Source organism: Nitrosovibrio tenuis (genome assembly GCF_900109785.1).
Classification (GTDB): domain Bacteria; phylum Pseudomonadota; class Gammaproteobacteria; order Burkholderiales; family Nitrosomonadaceae; genus Nitrosospira; species Nitrosospira tenuis_A.
In genome coordinates, this window is record NZ_FOBH01000004.1 from 75,863 (window position 1) to 95,750 (window position 19,888).

Here is a 19,888-nt window from a genome sequence, read left to right on the forward strand (position 1 = left end):
AATAGCTCACTATCTATGTGACACAAGTGGGGCATTCAGATCTCGCTTGTCTGCTCGACTCTATTCCATTCCTATTCGTTGGTGTTACTGTCGAAGTATTACCGCTTCGTTTATCACTCGCCTAGCGATGGATACCTTATACCTCCCCTAGCTGCCGACAATTACTCCCCTGTTTCCCGGTAGTAAAAACTCTTTATCCCTACTCCGTTAATTTTCCAGTCGGGGTGTCGTATCATCTCTATCCACAAAATGAACCTGCGGGAATTTTGATGGCTGTCAGATATGGAATCATTTTGATAACCGCTACAATCATCTTGGTATACGGGCTTCTGAAACCCGAGCACAACTGGGATATGGTTGCATACGTGGCCGCTGCATTTCATAAAGACGGCTATAGAGGAGGGGACCTAACGAGAGAAACGTACGGGGAAATAAAGAAAGAAGCAAGTACCAAACGATTTTTACCGCTCATAACGGGAGAATATAGAGAAACGGTATTTAAAGACCCCTCTTCTTTGGAACAGCAACTACCATTCTATTCAATTAGAGTCGCTTATATCCAATTGATACGGCTGCTCAAAGACATTGGCTTGAGTTACACAAAATCAACGTATGTAATTAGCGCCGTCTTCGCGTCGTTATCCGTACTAGTGCTCGGCTTGATTATTTTAGAGACGGCTGTCCCCATAGCAATGCTGCCAATTATTGTTGCGGTAACCGGATATACGGAAGTAGCACGGATTTCTACGCCTGATGCAATGGCCGGTTTCTTTTCCCTTGTGGGAATATATAGTTTGATTAGAAGAGGAAAGCTGGTGTTCTTTATCGCGGTCATCCTCCCTTTAATAAGAACAGATTTTATATTGCTGTCAGCGCTTTTAATGACGTTTACCTATTTTCACGGGAATAGGCTTTTTTCATTATTTTCTCTTGTATCTGCTGTTGTTATTTATGTGTTGGTTACTCAGCTAAACGGGAATTACGGATATTTGACGCTTTTTAACTTCACGTTTATCGGTTCTTTTACTCCCTACCCCGCTGATATCGTCATTTCACATAAACTTAGCGATTACCTCATACCTTACGCAAAGTTGTTAGAGAGCCTAATTGCTCATCCCCATTCGGTGGTATACGTGCTCGCGCTTTATTTGCTCTGGCTAAACCACGCTAAGGTAGAGGATAAGCTAGAGTTTTATTGCCTATGCGGCCTGCCATTTCTTTTTATTACCATGCATATGCTTCTATTCCCTTCCGATCACTATCGTTTCTTCGTTTTTTCGGTTTCTTTAATTCTCGTTTGGAGCTTGGACCTTGTTACACGATTAGCAAGAAAATCAGCGACTCTCTCTTCTGCGATTAGGTCCAAAACGTAGACGGGCGCGTATGCTTATATGGAAAATTACCGTAGGAAAATATCGACAGTTTCCATCGCCAGGCTGGGCAATGCTTCACCCATTTCAGGGTATCGTTGACGCTTATGATCGTTTTGCTTTCATCGATCTGATCAGCGCAGCTAACTGACCGTATTGCTCAATCCGAAGTCAACGCCATAGTCTTCTGTGCCTTAATACGGCGAGTCGCAATAAAGAATGTGTGCCGCCGGTCATACTTGCTGACACATTCCTTCCGGTCCAGATGTTCCATGTAAGTGCGCGCCAAGCGTAAATGAGCCTGGGTCAGATCTTCTTCGAGTCGTAATAAGTTGAGTCTGGGCGGCTATGTCGTAGCAGCACCGAAAGTTTGCTGTTCGAGAATAGTTCAGCTACGTCGTCCCGTTGCGCCGACTGATACTCTACTTTACGGCCGTAAACCAGTCCCAGGCAAGTAGCGCCGTGTTCGGCGTATGAGGATAGGGGGCCCCCTTACAAACCCGTGTCGGTATCCAGACGCACAGCAGACGGACCCTTCGTTCTCCAAACGTCCAATTCTGAAACAATGCGTTGAAATTATAACGGCAGAGCTGAGTCCGACAAATGATAAACTTATGGCACGTCAATTACCATATGACGAATGTACGGAATGGAAAAGGATTCCGTAAAATTATCAAGGGCATGCAAACTGGGTAGATCGTGCAGAAATCGATAAATTTGAAGAAAATTTGGCATCAGGTTCTGAATCCTTTCGCGCGTCCGCGGCTAAAGGCGGCTATTCCGGCAGAATTCAACTCCTGTGAGAGGGCGCCTCCCCCTGAACTGGACTGTCATATTTACCGGCGATTGCATGAAGACCTGGCTCACATGGGTGACAATCAGTTGCTTGAGCACTATAACCGCTACGGAAAGCCTGAAGGGCGTGTATCCAATGGGTTAGCCAATCGCAAACAGTTCGCTTCTCTGGTTGCCCCTGGAATGCAGGCGCTTGAGGTTGGTCCCTTTGCAACCCCACTGCTACACGGCGATAACGTTTCGTATTGCGATGTCCTGGACCGGGACGGATTGAAAAAACGGGCTGGAGATTTGGGATTGGATCCTGATTCCGTACCGACCATTCATCATGTTCTTGGACCGCAAGGACTTGACGGTTTTACGGGGGAGTTCGACGCAGTCCTGAGCAGTCACTGCATAGAGCATCAGCCCGATTTGATCCATCACCTTCAGCAGGTGCAGCGCAAGTTAAAAAATGACGGCGGACGTTACTTTATCTTGATCCCAGATAAGCGCTACTGCTTTGACAAACACATTGCCCCATCGACAATAGCTGAAGTTGTACAAGCGCATGAGGAACAGCGCACGGTGCATACTCTCCGCAGCGTGGTCGAACACCGCTCATTAACGACTCATAATAACGCGCGCCGGCACTGGCGGCCGCTTGACGCTGAGCAGCACTTCATCGATCCGGAAAAGGTTCAAAATGCAATAAACGATTGGCGCAACGCGAAAGGCCGCTATATTGACGTTCATGCGTGGTATTTTACCCCTGACAGTTTTAAGGAAATTATCGGCTTACTTCGTTCTCTCAACCTAATCAATCTGACAGCGGAGCGAATTTACAGCACGCGATTCGAGTCAAATGAGTTTTGGGCTGTTCTTAAAAATTAAGCGGACGCGCGGTGTCGGGATGGGCGGTGTCGGGTGCGTATTCCAATTCATTTCTTACCAATTCATTAAACTGGCACGCTAACTTCCCACGCTTCCGGCGGTCCATTCTTGTAAAGCAGCGCCGCCTCTCAGCAACCTCTTGGCGGTGCGGGCCCGTTAGCCTCCCGGTCGGTTAATCGTCTTCGGTCTGCGGACCATCAGGTGGCCATATCAGTTTCGGACTTCATTCAAAGCGGGACGACTCCGAGGGAGAAAGCTTATGTCAGAAATCAATACGGGCGCTGATCGCGTCGTAGACCTTAGCGCTGAATGCGGCAGCCTGCTGGATAATTTCCCCCTCCGCCTGTTCTTGAACCCTTCCCGTTTTATATAACTTCTCACCGATCCTAAAAGCGTTTTCCCACGCGGCGTTACATATGGGTGTGCCAAAAACATTTTTCTTTTGCGCAATATGCGCGGCCAGCCCGCTCAAAAACTTGTCATGAGTACCGGAAAAATAGCCGCCTATGGTACACAATTTGTAATCTTTTTCAGTTGCAATACTTGGGCTGGAAAAGGCCAGAAAAAAGATGGTTAGAAAAAATTTTATTCTCATGATAAGCCCTCAATAAATATTGAATCCTGCCGGCGGCACGCCGCAGGCTAATGAATTAATGCCGCAGAGCGCAGCACCCTATCCGAAGATATGCGCAATATAACTTTTAGCATAATAAATATACGAAAATGGCAGGCAACAGCCTTGCGCGCGTTCTCTAATTTTTAAATATTTTATTTGTTTACTTGCGACTGACCAAAGCCGGCGCTAAGGTAGGAAACATTCACCCAGCGAGAAGACGCATCTTGAGCAGAGGCAAGCACTGGCAGGAATGCAATACAGGCGCACTAACCTGCGGTGGGTGGCGGCGTTCGAGGCCGTTAAGGGTATTTTGGTACTCGCAACGGCCGCCGCCGCTTTTGAATTCTTCCATAAGGATGCTCAGCAGGCTGCCGAGCGGCTGGTCGGCCACTTCCATCTTAACCCCGCCAGTCGTTATCCTCGAATTTTTCTGGAAATGGCTTCCAATCTCACTAACATTCACCTGCTTGCGTTAGGCTTGGGCGCATTGGCCTATGCTGTAATCCGGCTGGTGGAAGCCTATGGGTTATGGCATGGCAAGCGATGGGCCTGGGTATTCGGAATGGCAAGCGCGGGACTTTACATACCGATCGAGGTTTATGAACTCATCAAGCACGTTAACGCGGCAGAGCTGATCCTGTTTCTGGCGAATATAGCGATTTTGGGCGCCTTATGGCTCGGTCGAGCGAAGTAGCGCCGCATATATCCATTCCGCCATCCAATGTGTTATGCCTGCATGGTTACCTGCTTTCCAGCCAGCACGGATACCCTGACGGATGTTTAACTCGGCAAGCCGTGTGATTATAATAGACCGAAACTCTGCCTTTGTGCTTCTAGCCAGACTGTGGGAACGTTAACTAACCGCTCAGCCTTCAAGGTGCTCAATTCATGGTAGTTGCTCAATTCATGGTAGTGTCTTTCAATCCGCTGATCGCCAATTCAGCGCCGGGTATAGCCTGCAAAGGCTGGGCGTGAATATCTCCTTGCTTCCCGTGCGCGCCAAACCTTACATCGCGCCTGCCTGGCTGCGGGGAGGCAATGCGCAAACAATTTATCCCTACCTGCTTTCCCGCCCGTTCATTCCCTTCCGGCGTGAGCGCTGGGAACTCGATGATGGAGATTTCATCGACATCGATTGGCTGGCTGGTCATCATGACGCGCCGCTGGTTGTGCTGTTTCACGGGCTGGAGGGAAGCTCAAGCAGTCATTATGTATTGAGCATCATGGGTATGCTGCAAGACCTGGGCTGGCGTGGTGCCGTTGTCCATTTCCGCGGCTGCTCGGGGTCTCCCAACCGATTGCCGCGCGCTTATCACGCCGGCGATTCAACGGAAATCGACTTGGTGCTTCGCCGGATAGCCGTACAAAACAAACGGCTGGGCTTCGCCGTGCCTGTTTTTGCGGTAGGCGTCTCATTGGGCGGCAATGCCTTGCTGAAATGGCTGGGCGAGCAGGGCAAACAGGCCTCCCGCTTGCTCGACGGCGTAGTAACGATTTCCGTGCCCCTGGATCTGGCCGCCGCAGGGAAGACTCTGGCTTCGGGTTTTAACCTTCTTTATACCCGTCATTTTCTCGATACGCTCAAGCGCAAGGCCTTGGAAAAACTCGATCGCTTTCCCGGCCTCTTCGACGCGGAGGCAGTGGCCGCATGCCAAACGCTGTATGAGTTCGACAATCTTGTGACCGCACCGCTGCACGGCTTTCGAAACACCGAAGATTATTGGGATCGCTCAAGCAGCAAGCCTTGGCTCAAGCACATCGAAGTGCCCACGCTCGTCATTAACGCGCTTAACGATCCCTTTATGCCGCCTTCCGCACTGCCTGGACCACATGACGTTTCATCCGCGGTGGTCCTGGAATTTCCCGAGCAGGGAGGACATGCCGGATTCCTGAATCCGCCTTTCCCCGGCAGACTGACCTGGCTGCCCGAAAGAATCATCAGTTTTTTCGAAGAGCGGGGGGCCGGGCTTGATTACAATCTGCAAGCAAGTAAGGCTGAGCTCGAGGTTTCCCGGATAACATCTTAACCTCTTACGCATACTGTATTGCGCATAGGCTGGGGCTGGGGCTGGGGTGGTGTCGGAAAGTTTTGCCGGCTGACCTTTGAATATATCCTTAGTGTAAAATCAGGGTCTGAAATTTCGATGCCGGATAGAAACCGGGTCGTTTCCTCATAAGCCTGGCCACCAGGTATAAACTCTCCGTAATCACCCAGCCCGGCCTTGCATTGCCATGCCCCAGTCATCCACTTTTGTCCATTTACGCTTGCACAGTGAGTATTCCATCGTAGACGGAATCGTGCGTATCGACGAGGCGGTAGCGAAAGCCGTGGCGGACGGCATGCCGGCACTGGCTTTGACCGATCTTTCAAACGTGTTCGGCCTGGTCAAGTTTTACCAGACAGCCCGCGATCACGGGATCAAGCCGATCATCGGCTGCGATGCCTGGATCACTAACGAGGACGACCGCGACAAGCCCTCACGCATCCTCCTGCTTTGCCAGTCCAATGCCGGCTATCTGCTGTTGTGCCGCCTGCTGTCGCGCGCCTATCGTGAAAACCAGTATAGAGGGCGTGCCGAGATCAGAAAATCCTGGTTCGGGCCAGGGGAGAACGGAACAGAAGGATTGATCGCATTGTCAGGCGGGAATCTGGGCGATATCGGCCAGACGCTGATGCAGAACGGCCCGGCGGAGGCTGAAGCACTGACCCGAGAGTGGATGAGTCTATTTCCCGGCCGCTTTTATATCGAAGTGCAGCGCGCCGGGCATGCGAATGCAGAGATACTGGTGCAGCGCTCGCTGGCGCTGGCATCCGTTTTGCGGCTGCCGGTGGTGGCGACGCAACCCATACAGTTTTTGAATCCAGAAGACTATCGGGCGCACGAAGCGCGAGTGTGCATTGCGGAAGGCTATGTCCTGGGCGATCGCCGCCGCCCGAGGCACTGCACCGAGGAGCAATATTGCAAAACCCAGGCTGAAATGGCGGCATTGTTCGCCGATGTACCGTCCGCCCTTGCGAACACCGTGGAACTGGCCAAGCGCTGCAACCTGACACTGGAATTGGGCGTTAACCGGCTTCCGCTGTTTCCCACTCCCCATAATGAAAGCCTGGAGCTGTATCTGCGCGAGCAGGCGGTTACCGGTCTGGGTGCGCGCATGAAAACACTTTTCCCCGATTCGGTCCGGCGTGAAGCGGAGATGCCGAAATATCGCACGAGGCTGGATTTCGAGGCCGACATCATCGTGCAGATGGGGTTTGCCGGTTATTTCCTGATCGTTGCCGATTTTATCAACTGGGCCAAGAGCAACGACGTGCCGGTGGGGCCGGGCCGAGGCTCTGGCGCCGGATCGCTGGTCGCTTATTCGCTGGGCATTACCGATCTCGACCCGCTGCGCTACGACCTGCTGTTTGAGCGTTTTCTCAATCCGGAACGCGTCTCCATGCCCGACTTCGATATCGACTTTTGCCAGGATGGACGCGAACACGTCATCGAATACGTGAAACAGAAGTACGGCGCCGAAAGTGTTTCCCAGATCGCCACCTTCGGCACCATGGCGGCCAAGGCGGTGGTGCGCGACGTGGGCCGCGTGCTGGATCTGCCGTACAACTTCGTTGACCAACTGGCAAAGCTGGTGCCGTTCGAGCTCGGCATGACCCTGAAAAAAGCACGCGAAGAGGAACCGCAACTGAACCAGCGTGCCCAGGAGGAAGAAGAGGTGCGCAATCTGCTGGAATTGGCCGAGCGCCTCGAGGGCCTCACGCGCAACGTCGGCATGCATGCCGGCGGCGTGCTGATCGCATCGGGAAAAATTACCGACTTTTGCCCGGTTTACTGCACGGATTCTGGCGATTCCGTAATAAGCCAACTCGATAAGGATGATGTGGAGAAAATCGGGCTGGTGAAGTTCGACTTTCTTGGCTTGCGGACTTTGACCATACTCGACTGGACGGTCAGGTATATCCGCCAAGGGGGAAGAACCGTCGAATCGGGAATACAGCAAGCGGAGCCCTCCGAACCTCCTTCGGAACCCTTCGCTCTCGACAACCTCCCGCTGGAGGACCCGGCGACCTATGCATTGCTACGGCAGGGCAACGCTGTCGGAATTTTCCAGTTTGAATCGCGCGGAATGAAAGACCTGTTGCAAAAGGCGAAGCCCGACCGTTTCGAGGACATCATCGCACTCGTGGCGTTATACCGTCCTGGACCGATGTCCCTGATCCCCGAGTTCATCGAGCGCAAGCACGGCAAGCGGGCAGTTGAATATCTTGACGCCCGGCTGCGGCCCATACTCGAGCCTACCTATGGCATCATGGTTTACCAGGAGCAGGTCATGCAGATCGCCCAGGTGATAGGAGGATACAGCCTTGGGAATGCGGACCTTCTGCGGCGCGCGATGGGTAAGAAAAAGCCCGAAGAAATGGCTCTGCACCGCGATATTTTTGTATCGGGAGCGGTCAAGAATGGCCTGACTGAGCATGATGCCGCTGAGCTCTTCGATTTGATGGAAAAATTTGCCGGCTATGGATTCAACAAGTCGCACGCAGCCGCCTACGCGCTGATCGCCTTCCAGACCGCATATCTGAAAGCGCACTATCCGGCTGAATTCATGGCCGCCACCCTATCCGCGGATATGGACGACACGGATAAGGTACACGCCTTTTTTGAAGACAGCGTCGCCCATGGGCTCGTCATGCTGCCGCCCGACATCAACCTGTCCGGTTACCGTTTTGTCCCGGTAGATAAAAAAACCGTACGGTATGGCCTCGGAGCGGTTAAGGGAACGGGAGAATCGGCGATTTCAGCGATTATCAAGGCTCGGAACCAGGACGGGCCCTTTACTGATTTATTCGATTTTTGCCACCGCGTGGATAAGCGCATCGTCAACCGCCGCGTTATGGAGTCGCTCATACGCGCCGGTGCGTTTGACTCCCTCAACAGCCATCGGGCAGCGCTGCTGGCATCGGTAGGCATTGCGCTGGAATCGGCTGAGCAGGCCGGCCGCGCGGCCAACCAGGTGAGTTTGTTCGGCGAAGCCGATACGTGCATGGAACAATCGAGTTTGATTAATGTTTCGCCATGGCCCGAGAAGGAAAAGCTGAAAAATGAAAAGATGGCGCTTGGGTTCTACTTGAGCGGGCATCCATTCCATGCTTATGCGGAAGATGTCAGGCAGTTCGTACGCACCGGGTTGAACCGGTTGAATTCCCAGCGCGAAACCCAGGTTGTGGCGGGCATTATCTACGCGATACGCACTCAGATAACCCGCCGTGGCAGGATGGGAGTGGTGGTGCTGGACGATGGCAGCGCGCGCATTGAAATGGTTGTGTACAGCGAATTATTCGAGTCCGCCCGCGGATGGCTGAAAGAAGACCAGTTGCTCATAGCCGAGGTCAGGGTAAATACCAGAATGGGCGACGATGAATATGGCGGAGCCATGCGCATCTCCGCCGAACAACTGTACACACTGGACAGCGCGCGCTCACATTTTGCGAAATGCATGGAAATTCATTGCAATGGGATGGCGAACGCAGCGAGGTTGAAGGAGTTGCTGGGGCCTTATCGCAGCCATAACAGCGCCAGCAATTCCAATGGAAACAAATACCCCGGCAATAATGGCTTGTGCCCGGTACGGGTGATTTATCGAAACCAAAGCGCCGTTTGCAAAATCGAACTGGGTGAAGCATGGCGCGTGAGCCTGCAGGAGAACCTGATGCAATTGCTGACAGCACATTTCGAGGCAGAGAATATCAAAGTAATTTACTGATATGATTCCTGCTCTCAAAATCAGGCAATGAAGTATGGCATTGACAGGAATCGTCCACCGTTTGTCCGACTGCGAATGATCGATGGACTGCACATGGCTGGCGCGCACTTGTTCTTGACCGTAAAGGTGAGCCGCCCTACTATGCTTATACGCTCATTATTTTTATAGCAATATAGCAGATCGCACCGAGAGGTTGACGGTCAATTTAAACCCAAATCCGGCAGTTGACCGCTCATTTTTTGTTTAAGACTATGACTCTCAAAAACTTTTTACGACACTTAGCCCTCACCTTTTTAGTGAGTCCGCTACAGGGCGGATTGTAAGTTTTTTGCGGCAGATGGCTGCGTTGCAACTCCATTGGAATGGAATGGCGATTCCGCGTCGTTGCGTCTTGCACTGTATCCCAAAAACCGCACACTCCACCCCGCCCAACTGCAGGATTTAGGTTAAAAGGAAAAAAATGGAACCCAATACGACAAGCATCGCCTCGGGTTTGGAAAAGGTAAAGGCCCGCATCGAGGCGGTCGCAAAAAGAACAGGCCGGCAGCCGGAAGCCATCACGCTTCTCGCCGCAAGTAAAACCAACCCTCCCGAAGCTCTACGCGAAGCCTTCGCAGCCGGACAGACCATTTTCGGAGAAAATTACCTCCAGGAGGCTCTGGTCAAGATCGAGGCGCTAGCCGATTTGCCCATCGAGTGGCATTTTATAGGTCCGATACAGAGCAATAAAACGAGGCGTATCGCGGAAAATTTCGCCTGGGTGCACAGCATCGATCGCAAAAAAATTGCCGACCGCTTGTCGAAGGACAGGCCCGACTCGCTGCCCCCCCTTCAGGTGTGCCTGCAAGTCAACGTGAGCGGAGAAGATAGCAAGAGCGGGGTAGCGCCCGAGGAGATCGCCGATCTGGCTGCACACGTTGTCACGCTGCCCCGCCTGAAGCTGCGGGGTGTAATGGCTATTCCCGAGCTTACCAAAGCAACCGCCCTGCAACGCAGCCAGTTTCGCATGGTTAGGGAAGCTTATGATCAGTTAAGACAGGCGGACTATGAGGTCGATACAATTTCGATGGGTATGTCAGAGGATCTCGATGTTGCCATCGAAGAAGGCGCAACCATGGTACGCGTCGGCACTGCGATTTTTGGGCCGCGACGCTATCCCATACCCGAGGAACTGGCTGCCCTAGCTGCTAAGAATGCAGAGCCTGCCCGGTAAGGGTGAGATATTTTTCGTACAATTGCTCCCTGGTTTCGACAATGTCCGGATTGAGAACGATGCAATCCACCGGACATACTTCCACACACTGCGAGGTTTCGTGATGTCCTATGCACTCCGTGCATAGGGCCGAGTCGATAACAAAGATTTCCTCCCCTTGCGAAATAGCCGCGTTGGGGCATTCCGACTCGCATACGTCACAATTGATACATTCATCCGTAATCATCAACGCCATATCAACCTCAACAAATTCGAGCTATAGCTGACCGGTTATACTTGCGTAGTTATAGCCGCCCGGTTATACCTGCCCGCTTATACCTGCCATTTAGTCCGAAGCTGCGCCGCAACCAGGGGATGCACGAATTTGTCCACGCTTCCCCCTAGCAGGGCAATTTCCCTCACAATGGAGGCGGAAATGAACATGTACTGTTCGGACGGCGTCATGAATACAGTTTCAACGCCAGGGTACAGACTGCGGTTCATCCCTGCCATCTGGAACTCGTACTCGAAATCGGATACTGCGCGCAAACCCCGCAGAATTACCTGCGCATTTTGCTGCTGCGCGAACTCCATCAAGAGGCCCGAAAATGCCGTCACCTCGACATTGTGGCAATCCCCCAGCACTTGCTGCGCCATATTCACCCGTTCGCTCTGAGTAAAAAATGGCTTTTTGCCGCTGCTGGTCGCCACCCCCACCACCACGTGGTCAAATAGCCGAGAGGCGCGCCGAACCAAATCCTCATGACCCCGGGTGACGGGGTCAAATGTGCCCGGATAGATCGCCTTATCCATTCTTTTTTAACAATTGGTAATATACGCTGCCCGCCCGGTCTTTGCGCCAAACCAACCAGTCCGCGCCAGGCTCGAAAAAATTGTCGTCTTCCATATAGACGAGTCCTTCGTCCGCAAGATGTAAACGAAGCTTGGGCAATAGTCTGGGGAGTAATTTTAACCGATAGGGCGGATCAAGGAAAATCACGTCAAACAGTTGCCGGTCGGAATCCATGAATTTTAATGCATCCATCGGCACTAACTGGATTCGCGCCGTGCCCAGCTTTTGAATGTTGGCTCGCAGCGATTTCAACACTCCAGGATCGGATTCGACCATCACAACCCGCGCTGCGCCACGTGACGCGGCCTCGAAGCCCATCGCGCCGCTGCCCGCAAACAAATCCAGGCAATTCTTGCCGCTCAGATCCTGTCCCAGCCAATTAAATACGGTTTCGCGTACCCGATCGGGAGTTGGACGCACATCTGTACCCTCTGACAGTGTAATGATGCGGCTACGCCATTCGCCCCCTACGATGCGGATTTTGTTTTTCAAGGAATTAGGGAACCTCTGAATAGGTCCCACCTATCGCTATACCCACGCTCTTCCTTTATTTTTTTTCCATGACCCCCACGACAACAGTCACCATTCCCTTCGGATCGATACGTCGCTGGAAAGCATCCCTGATCTGAGCGACAGTGACCCTATCCACCGCCTTGATGTAGTCATCCAGATAGGTAAGAGGAAGTTGGTAAAAACCGATCAGGGCGAGATAGCCCAAGATTTTCTTGTTGCTGTCTATACGCAGCGGGAAGCTGCCAATGATGTTTTGCTTGGCCTCGACGAGCTCCTTTTCAGTGGGACCTGCCGCCACGAAATCGGCCAGGACTTTTTTCGTCAGCGCGAGCGCGTCTTCCGATTGTTCCTTCCTCGTTTGCAACCCGATTTCAAATGGGCCCTTTTCCTTGAGTGGAACGAAATGGCTATGAACGCTGTAGGCCAGCCCTCGTTTCTGGCGAATTTCTTCCATCAGGCGCGAGGTGAACCCGCCACTGCCCAGTACGTGATTACCTACGAGAAGCGGGAAATAATCGGGATCGTCGCGTTTGAGGCCCGGGTAGGCAAGCAATATGTGACTCTGCGTAGCCGGATGAGGAATTCTTTTGATTTCCGGGACAGGCAGGCTCACCGGCGGCAGGGCATCCGCGGGCTTGCCTTGCGGCAAATCCTTCGTTAGCGATTCGGCGATATCCGCCGCTTCACTGCGGCTCACGTCGCCCATGATGGCGACCACGGCATTTGCTGCTGTATAGTTGGACCGGTAGAAATTTACCAGATCCTCATACCGCAACGCCTTCACGGTATCAATTTCACCCGAACCACGCAGGCCGTAAGGATGGCTGCCGTACAGCATTTTCATCAAGGCTCGGTCGGCAATAGCACCCGGTTTAGTATCGGCTTCCTTCAATCCGGCAATTATCCTTGCCTGCTCCCGTTCCAGCACATTTACCGGAAACTCGGGGTGCTGTATGACGCGAGAAAATATGTCCAGTGCCTGCTTGCGCTCGCGCGCGCTGCTTAACGTGCGAAGCGTAATACCTGCGCGATCCTGATCGAAATGAGCGCCGAGTTGTGCGCCGACATCGGCCAGCGCTTTTGAGATCTGGTCCTCGGACAGGCCTCCCGCGCCCAGGTCCATCAGATGCAGCACCAGGCCCGCGCGGCCGGATTTATCCGGCGTGTCGGTGCTGCTGCCCGCGCTGAAATCAACGCTGACATCCAGGATCGGCAAATCGGGGCTTTGAACGAAATATACCTGGGCACCAGAGGCCGCCTGCCAATGCTGAATCGGGAGCGTCGCAAGGGTTTGCTGGGAATAAATCCCTAAAAACAGGACAAACAAGAAACGCATCATATGCGTGGAAGAGTTTCTGGACATTTCTAGGAAGCGCCTTTTTTAAATTGCCATATTTTCAATCGCAATGGCCAATTGACAACCGGCCAATTGACAACCGAATTCTCAAACCGGGCTGCGTGGGGATCTCTCAATGCCGCAAACCGGTGGGAGGCGCCGCAAAGGTTTTCTGTTCGAGCGGCTGCGGGTCGAGCACCGCAACCGTCAAGCTGTCATCCTTCAGATATTTCTTCGCCACATCACGCACTTGCTCGGCAGTTACGGCTTGCAGTTTTTTCAATATGATATCGACGTCGCGGTGGGACAACCCGATGCTTTCAAGCTGACCGATCTGCATCGCCTGAAAAAACATCGAATCGAGCTGAAAGACGTGACCAGCCACCACCTGCGCCTTGACACGCGTGAGTTCCTCTTCAGTTATACCGTCACGCACGAGTTTCTCCACCTCGCCGCGCAGCGCGGTTTCCAGGTCGGCCACGGTCTTTCCTTCGCTGGGAGTACCGTCGAGGTAAAACATGCCGGGACCCCGACCTGTCGAATCGTAGCCGGCGCCTGCCGAGCTCGCGATGCGCTGATCGCGCACCAACTCTTTGTTCAGGCGCGCGGATTGATTACCGTCCAGCACGCCGGCCAGGATCTCCAGCGCATAGGGTTCCCAATCAGTGCCTGGATTGCGCAACACTGGCGCATGGTAACCCATCGCAAGATAGGGCAACTGCGCCGGTGCCTTTACCACAAGCCGCTTGATACCCACTTGCGTGGGTTCAGTTTGTGGCTTGCGCTTATCCAGAGGCAGTAACTGCCGTGGTTTGGTCGGGCCATAATACCTCTGCGCCAAGGCGAAGACTTCCTTCGGATTGACATCGCCAACCACCACCAGCACGGCATTATTGGGCGCATACCAGTGGTCGTACCACTCCTTCGCATCGTGGACAGTCATATTCTCCAGATCGTTCATCCAGCCTATTACCGGGCGGCGGTATGGATGCGATTGGAAGGATGTGGCCATCATTTTTTCATGCACCAGCGCGCGCGGCTGGTCATCTGTGCGCAAACGCCGTTCCTCCATTACCACCCTGATTTCCTTGGCGAACTCTGCTTCTGTGAGTACCAGGTTGCGCATCCGGTCTGATTCCAGCTCCATCGCCAGCGGCAGTCTGGCTTTTTGCAACTGCTGAAAATAGGCCGTATAGTCACGACTGGTGAATGCATTTTCACGCCCGCCGGCTGCGGCGATACGCCTGGAAAACTCGCCGCCAGGAACCTTATGCGTGCCTTTGAACATCATGTGTTCCAGCACATGGGCCACTCCTGTCGCGCCATTCAATTCATCAGTACTGCCCGCCTTGTACCAAATCTGGGAAATCACTACTGGAGAGCGATGATCCTCCTTCACGATCAGCTTGAGGCCGTTGGCAAGCATATATTCGTGGACAGTAGCGAAGGCGCTGGATGAAATCAGCGAACTCAAAAGCATCGCAACTGCCTTCAGGCCGAAAGAACGAGTAATGCGGCGATAAAGCGTCATTTTAAATAACCAAAAATCGGTAAAGGGAATAAAATCGGGGGAATAAAATTGGGGAATAAAATTAGCGGAATAAAATTGCGAAATAAATTGGTGGAATACATTAGCAGAACAAAATCGGCAGCATAAAATTATGACCCCTCCACTTAAGCATGAGTTTCTACTGATGTTGACAGCCTACCAGAATGCCAGGTTTCTTTAAATCCAAAAATAGCTCGGGGAACAACTCTGTCTCCGTCGAGTCCGGGCCCGAGTCCGCCAACTGGACGGCCAGGATGAGGGCGGGCCTTTCCCGGACCCGGGATAACTTAGGGAAACGCATCTCCGGTTTGCTTGGCGGAGGCAAGATCGACGAAACCCTCTACGAGGAGCTGGAAACCATACTGCTCACCGCCGACACAGGCGTGGATGCAACCAACTGGCTGCTTGACGAACTTCGACGAAAGGTCAAACGCAACAATCTTACCGACGCTGCGCAACTCAAGGATGCGCTGCAGGAGGCACTCATTACCCTGCTTGAGCCATTGGCGCAGCCCCTCCACACGGATACGCACAAACCTTTCGTCATCATGCTGGCTGGCGTCAATGGGGCGGGAAAAACTACCACTATCGGTAAACTCGCGAATCATTTTCAGCGGCAGGGCAACACCGTGCTGCTTGCCGCTGGCGACACCTTTCGGGCCGCAGCGCGCGAACAGCTCATGGCCTGGGGCGAGCGCAACCGGGTCGCGGTCGTCGCTCAGGAGAGCACCGGGCAGCAAAAAGCCGATCCTGCGGCCGTGATATTCGATGCGGTCAATGCCGCGAAAGCCCGGGGTACCGATATTGTATTGGCGGATACCGCGGGCCGGCTTGCCACGCAGTTGCATCTGATGGAGGAGATAAAAAAAGTAAAGCGCGTGATTGCCAAAGCTGAACCCGGTGCGCCTCATGAAACGCTGCTGGTGCTCGACGCCAACACAGGACAAAATGCAATCAATCAGGTGACCGCCTTCGACGATGCGCTGGGCCTTACTGGTCTCATCATTACCAAACTCGATGGTACGGCCAAAGGCGGGGTCATTGCCGCAATCGCCAGGCAACGCCAACAAAAATCGCCTTTGCCGATCCGCTTCATAGGAGTAGGCGAAGGCATGGATGATTTGAGGCCGTTCGTCGCGTCGGAATTTGTCGAGGCTTTGTTTGACTAAGCAAATTCGGCAAGGACAGCGATAGCAGTAAACGTCAATGATTAGCTTCAGTCAGGTCTATAAGCGGTATCCCAACGGCTTCGAGGCCCTCAAGAATGTCGGTTTTACCCTTGAGGCGGGAGAAATGGCTTTGATTACCGGCCATTCCGGCGCGGGCAAGACCACTCTCCTGAGGCTTATTGCAGCGATTGAACGGCCCACTTCCGGCAGTATCATCATCAATGGCCAGAATGTCAGTGCGCTCAAGAGCGGCGCCATCCCTTTTCTTCGCCGCAATCTCGGGCTGGTCTTCCAGGATCAGAAGATTCTGTTTGACCGCAATGTATTCAATAATGTATTGCTGCCTTTGCAGATCAGCGGCTTTAGTTCCAGGGCAGCGACCGGACGCGTCCGCGCCGCGCTGGATAAGGTGGGATTGTTGGGCAAGGAGAAAGCCCGGCCCATCACGCTTTCAGGAGGTGAACAGCAGCGCCTGTGCATCGCCCGCGCGATCGTCAACCGTCCTTCCATACTTATCGCGGATGAGCCGACGGCCAATCTTGACGCCGACTATGCGCGGGACATCATGGATATGTTCAGATCGTTTCATCAGGTGGGTGTTACCGTGTTCATAGCCACCCACGACGCTGAGCTGCTCGGAAGCACGCAGCAGCGTGTTTTCACGCTTGATCATGGCGAGCTGACGACATGAGTGCGTGGCTTTCGCATCATTTTCATGCCTTCGCCCTGGCGATCAAACGGCTCGCCGGCGCACCCTTCGGTAGTCTGCTCAGCATCGGAGTAATTGGAATCGCTTTCAGCCTGCCCGCCGGCATCTACGTGATGCTGGAAAACCTGCAGGCTTTATCGGGCCGGTTTTCCGGCGCGCCGCAATTAAGCCTGTTTCTCAAACTTGAGACGAACCAGGATCAGGTAGCGGAGCTCGAGTCGCGCTTGAAGCAGAATCCGAATGTGGCAAGCTTCAGGTTCGTTTCCCGGGACCAGGCGATTGAACAGTTCAGGCAGGGAAGCGAATTGGCGGACGTGCTGGATGGACTTGCACGAAATCCCCTGCCCGATGCTTTTGTAATTACCGCCAAGACCCCATCGCCCGAGGCGCTGGAGGGGTTGCGTGCCGAACTGGGGAAATTACCGCAGGTAGAGCATGTGCAGGTTGACTCAGACTGGGCCAGACGCCTCGATGCCCTGCTCAAATTGGGACGATTGGCGGTATTAATGCTGGCAGCCCTGTTGAGCTTTTCTGTTGTGGCGGTGGCGTTCAACATTATCCGCCTGCAAATTCTCACAATGCGGGACGAAATAGAAGTGGCAAAGCTGATTGGTGCGACGAACCGCTTTATCCGTCGGCCTTTTTTATATTTTGGCGCTATTCAGGGGATAGTCGGAGGTGCCGTGGCATGGCTGATTATCTCGCTGGCAATTCATTTGATCGATGAACAACTGGAGCAGTTGATGCGGCTCTATGAGATCAATTTCCACCTCTATCATTTATCCTTAGAGGATAGCCTGAGCCTGCTGCTATTTTCGGCGTGGTTGGGCTGGACGGGTGCGTGGATATCGGTCTCAAATCATTTTCGGCAAATAGAACCTCGGTAATTCATGAGGTTAACTGTCCCCGTTGGGAACTTTCCCGGAGCACGATGCTCTTATTTGAAAAAGATTAATTGACCAGGACCCAGGAGGATACATGAATTTTGCTTTAGCCCTGCCTTCAGCCGGGAGTATCGAAAGCTACGTTCAATCTGCCAATCGCTTTCGCATTCTTTCTCAGGAAGAAGAGACTCGCCTGGCGCGCGCCCTGCGGGACGAGGGTGACATCGAGGCTGCCCGTCAACTGGTATTGTCTCATTTACGAGTTGTGATCGCCATTGCCCGTGGTTATAGAGGCTATGGGCTGCCCCAGGCCGACCTGATACAGGAAGGTAACGTTGGCCTAATGAAAGCGGTCAAGCGCTTTGACCCCGAAAGGGGGGTGAGACTGGTTTCATTTGCGGTACACTGGATCAAGGCGGAAATCCATGAATTCATTCTGCGTAACTGGCGATTGGTAAAAATCGCCACTACAAAAGCGCAACGTAAGCTGTTCTTTAACCTGCGCAGTATGAAACCGGTTCTCGATACAATGAACCCGGACGAAGTTAATGCTGTAGCCCGGCAGTTGGGGGTTAAAGCGGAGGAAGTGGTGGAAATGGAGACCCGCCTCGGCGGACGGGACATCTCGTTCGAACCACTGTCCGAAGACGATGATGACGAGTCATTCAGCCCCATCGCTTATCTGACCGATGGCGCCGAACCTTCACGCGTACTGGAGGCTGAGCAAACCGAGCGCCTGCGCGGAGAGGGATTGGAACAAGCGCTGGCCAGCCTGGATGAACGCAGCCGCCACATCATCGAGTCCCGCTGGCTGCGGGAAAAAGATACCGCAACGCTGCACGATCTTGCGGACGAACTGGGCGTGTCCGCCGAGCGTATCCGCCAGATTGAGGCCAAGGCGATGCAAAAAATGCGATTGGCTATGGTGCCGGCCGCGTAATTCTGCAATTCGGTAATTCTCTATTACGCAGGGACCGCCCGGCAGGGCGGTTATCCTTAATTCCTCCTGTATCCCTCCTGGATACACTGCGCCTTGTATGACCTGCCGCGGGAGGCGTCCCGCGGCAGGTCATAGAGATCCTCCAAAACCCCTCGAGGTCCTTAAGCCGCCCCCTCAAGCCCCTCAATCTCTTACGCCTTTCGTTAGCTCCGGTTGCTCTCCGCCCATTGTTCCGGCGTCAGTGTTTTCATGGACAAGGCGTGAATCTCCTGCTTCATCCTGTCGCCGAGCGCACGGTAGACCATTTGATGCTGCTGCACCATATTTTTTCCGCGAAATTCAGCGCTGACAATAATGGCGCTGAAGTGAAAACCGTCATCCCCTTCCACATGCACCAGTTCGCACGGCAAAGTCGTTTCAATATGATTTTTTATGCTGTCTGCTGTAACCATGCTTTGTCCCTTTCGCTTTTAACCAAGTGAGCTTCAATAAGCCATTTCCGATTCACAACGAACTCATTTGATTCGTTGCCAACGAAATATAGAAAATATCAGTGACGGATCTTGTAACCCGTCTTCAGCATCTGCAGTGTCAGCCATGATACTGCCACGAAGCATCCCGCCACAATCCCGAGGCTGACGTAGGGTGAAATATCAGAAACATTGAAAAAACCATACCTGAAACCATCGATCATATAGAAAAACGGGTTCAGATGAGACAGCACCTGCCAGAAGGCCGGCAAGGAATGGATCGAATAGAACACACCCGATAAAAATGTCAGCGGCAGTATGACAAAGTTTTGAAACGCGGCAAGCTGATCGAATTTATCCGCCCAGATGCCGGCGACAAGTCCCAGCGCGCCCAGTAGGGCGTTGCCCATCAAGGCGAAAACAAATACCCACCCAAACGAAGATAAGGGTACATCGAAGAACCAGAGCGTCACGAGATAGACGCCCAACCCCACGGCCATGCCGCGTACTACGGAGGCCAGAACATACGCAAAAAATATTTCCCGATAGGAAAGGGGCGACAACAGGACAAATACCAGATTGCCTGTGACCTTGGATTGAATCAGGCTGGATGACGAGTTAGCGAAAGCGTTTTGCAACATGGCCATTATCACCAGGCCGGGAATCAGGAACACCGCATAATTTACACCGGGATATGGCTGGACGTGATCTTCCAGTACATGGGAAAAAATCATGAGATAAAGGAGGACGGATACAATCGGTGCGAATATCGTCTGGAACCCGACTTTCCCGAACCGCAGCAGTTCCTTATAAAGCAGCGTAAGAAATCCGGTCATATGGCAGTAACTTTGAT

At 53.0% G+C, this 19,888-nt stretch carries 18 protein-coding genes; 10 read left to right on the forward strand and 8 right to left on the reverse strand.

Features of this window, described 5'->3' with window-relative positions:
• Positions 1-269: 269 nt before the first annotated feature.
• A complete protein-coding gene (locus tag BMX00_RS07000; RefSeq protein WP_090828312.1) occupies positions 270-1,373 on the forward strand; it encodes a hypothetical protein in 1,104 nt (367 codons plus the stop codon).
• A gap of 696 nt (positions 1,374-2,069) precedes the next feature.
• On the forward strand, positions 2,070-3,038 hold the full coding sequence (locus BMX00_RS07005; protein WP_218141511.1) for a class I SAM-dependent methyltransferase: 969 nt from the start codon (positions 2,070-2,072) through the stop codon (positions 3,036-3,038).
• Positions 3,039-3,300: 262 nt separating this feature from the next.
• Here BMX00_RS07005 and BMX00_RS07010 read toward each other — a convergent pair whose 3' ends face one another.
• A complete protein-coding gene (locus tag BMX00_RS07010) occupies positions 3,301-3,633 on the reverse strand; it encodes a hypothetical protein (RefSeq protein ID WP_245727882.1) in 333 nt (110 codons plus the stop codon).
• A gap of 271 nt (positions 3,634-3,904) precedes the next feature.
• On the opposite strand from BMX00_RS07010, the gene BMX00_RS07015 reads away from it, so the two are divergent.
• The 4 genes from BMX00_RS07015 to BMX00_RS07030 all read left to right on the forward strand — a co-directional run bounded on the left by BMX00_RS07015 (position 3,905) and on the right by BMX00_RS07030 (position 10,633).
• Positions 3,905-4,348 carry a DUF2127 domain-containing protein gene (locus tag BMX00_RS07015; RefSeq protein WP_090828313.1) on the forward strand — a complete coding sequence of 148 codons (444 nt, stop codon included), beginning with the start codon at positions 3,905-3,907 and terminating at the stop codon, positions 4,346-4,348.
• 277 nt (positions 4,349-4,625) lie between these two features.
• Positions 4,626-5,681 (forward strand): YheT family hydrolase, encoded by a 1,056-nt coding sequence (locus tag BMX00_RS07020; RefSeq protein ID WP_090828314.1) that lies wholly within the window; start codon positions 4,626-4,628, stop codon positions 5,679-5,681.
• Between the two features lie 205 nt (positions 5,682-5,886).
• Positions 5,887-9,420 carry a DNA polymerase III subunit alpha gene (gene dnaE / locus BMX00_RS07025; RefSeq protein ID WP_090828315.1) on the forward strand — a complete coding sequence of 1,178 codons (3,534 nt, stop codon included), beginning with the start codon at positions 5,887-5,889 and terminating at the stop codon, positions 9,418-9,420.
• A gap of 460 nt (positions 9,421-9,880) precedes the next feature.
• On the forward strand, positions 9,881-10,633 hold the full coding sequence (locus BMX00_RS07030; RefSeq protein WP_090828316.1) for a YggS family pyridoxal phosphate-dependent enzyme: 753 nt from the start codon (positions 9,881-9,883) through the stop codon (positions 10,631-10,633).
• Here BMX00_RS07030 and BMX00_RS07035 read toward each other — a convergent pair.
• From BMX00_RS07035 to BMX00_RS07055, 5 genes are all read right to left on the reverse strand, one after another.
• Entirely contained in the window at positions 10,608-10,868 is a 261-nt protein-coding gene (locus BMX00_RS07035) for a YfhL family 4Fe-4S dicluster ferredoxin (protein ID WP_090828317.1), read from the reverse strand. The genes BMX00_RS07030 and BMX00_RS07035 overlap by 26 nt on opposite strands.
• Positions 10,869-10,945: 77 nt before the next feature.
• Positions 10,946-11,425, reverse strand: a complete 480-nt coding sequence (gene coaD, locus BMX00_RS07040; protein ID WP_090828318.1) for a pantetheine-phosphate adenylyltransferase — start codon at positions 11,423-11,425, stop codon at positions 10,946-10,948.
• Positions 11,418-11,957 (reverse strand): 16S rRNA (guanine(966)-N(2))-methyltransferase RsmD, encoded by a 540-nt coding sequence (gene rsmD / locus BMX00_RS07045; RefSeq protein ID WP_090828454.1) that lies wholly within the window; start codon positions 11,955-11,957, stop codon positions 11,418-11,420. The genes coaD and rsmD overlap by 8 nt, the downstream gene beginning before the upstream one ends.
• Positions 11,958-12,012: 55 nt before the next feature.
• Positions 12,013-13,341, reverse strand: a complete 1,329-nt coding sequence (locus BMX00_RS07050; RefSeq protein ID WP_245727884.1) for a M16 family metallopeptidase — start codon at positions 13,339-13,341, stop codon at positions 12,013-12,015.
• 106 nt (positions 13,342-13,447) lie between these two features.
• A complete protein-coding gene (locus BMX00_RS07055) occupies positions 13,448-14,794 on the reverse strand; it encodes a M16 family metallopeptidase (protein WP_425433877.1) in 1,347 nt (448 codons plus the stop codon).
• 233 nt (positions 14,795-15,027) lie between these two features.
• Between BMX00_RS07055 and ftsY the strand changes: the two genes are divergently transcribed.
• The 4 genes from ftsY (at position 15,028) to rpoH (ending at position 18,565) form a co-directional block, all read left to right on the forward strand.
• Entirely contained in the window at positions 15,028-16,032 is a 1,005-nt protein-coding gene (ftsY, locus tag BMX00_RS07060) for a signal recognition particle-docking protein FtsY (protein ID WP_090828320.1), read from the forward strand.
• Between the two features lie 37 nt (positions 16,033-16,069).
• Positions 16,070-16,723, forward strand: coding sequence for a cell division ATP-binding protein FtsE (gene ftsE, locus BMX00_RS07065; RefSeq protein WP_090828321.1), 654 nt, complete (start codon positions 16,070-16,072; stop codon positions 16,721-16,723).
• Positions 16,720-17,628, forward strand: a complete 909-nt coding sequence (ftsX, locus tag BMX00_RS07070; RefSeq protein WP_090828322.1) for a permease-like cell division protein FtsX — start codon at positions 16,720-16,722, stop codon at positions 17,626-17,628. Before ftsE ends, ftsX begins: the two co-directional genes overlap by 4 nt.
• Before the next feature lie 91 nt (positions 17,629-17,719).
• Entirely contained in the window at positions 17,720-18,565 is an 846-nt protein-coding gene (gene rpoH / locus BMX00_RS07075) for an RNA polymerase sigma factor RpoH (protein ID WP_090828323.1), read from the forward strand.
• A 203-nt stretch (positions 18,566-18,768) separates the two neighbouring features.
• On the opposite strand, the gene BMX00_RS07080 is transcribed toward rpoH, so the two are convergent.
• Positions 18,769-19,017 carry a BolA family protein gene (locus BMX00_RS07080; RefSeq protein ID WP_090828324.1) on the reverse strand — a complete coding sequence of 83 codons (249 nt, stop codon included), beginning with the start codon at positions 19,015-19,017 and terminating at the stop codon, positions 18,769-18,771.
• Between the two features lie 98 nt (positions 19,018-19,115).
• Positions 19,116-19,871 (reverse strand): ABC transporter permease, encoded by a 756-nt coding sequence (locus BMX00_RS07085; protein ID WP_090828325.1) that lies wholly within the window; start codon positions 19,869-19,871, stop codon positions 19,116-19,118.
• Positions 19,872-19,888 lie beyond the last annotated feature (17 nt).